Raw genomic sequence first — 616 nt, forward strand, 5'->3', positions numbered from 1 at the left:
TCAGCGCTCCCCATTAACTGATTGCATGTCGTCATTGACTGGCGATGGGAATGATCTTGCACTGCATTATGGCGGCATGTATGCATCTCCAACACGAAGTAAAGGTGCATTGAAGAGCATTTTGGAATGTTTGTCTGGTTGCCAAATTCGTATTCACGAGTTTCAAGGTCAATGGATGCGACTGTCTAAATCTGAACAAACACGTTTGGGATCGAAAAGTATGCCCGAAGGCCAGTTTGCACAACTCGGTGCTGGTGCGTCACTAGGAAAAAGAGCCTGGAATATCAATGCAAGTACAACAATTGAGTTTCTCCCAAAGGAAAGAAAGCAAGTCAAAAATCTGTTACCCAAGACCAATACATTGAAAACGATAAAACAGGTAGCAGGTGACTTCATTGGCAAACACAAGCACGTTAAATGGCAACTCACGACTAAACATAGTCTATTGCCTCAAGTTCAAATATCTAAGCAACAAGGTCAGTTAGGTGTCGGCTCTGTACTGAAAAAACATGAACGTACGGAAGATCGCAACATAACAATTACGGTTTAAAGGAAACATAATGGCTTCATTATCACTTTCAGCGTTGGTCGAAAGATTGTCTCCGCAAGCGAAGGA

Annotated in this window: 1 protein-coding gene; it reads left to right on the top strand. The window is 42.5% G+C overall.

What is annotated here, in order from left to right; genetic code table 11:
- Positions 1–550: type VI secretion system baseplate subunit TssG (locus tag R8N47_RS26415; protein WP_318186257.1), on the top strand; the 550-nt coding region annotated here is incomplete at its 5' end.
- Between the last annotated feature and the right edge of the window lie 66 nt (positions 551–616).

Source organism: Vibrio sp. 2132-1 (genome assembly GCF_033344315.1).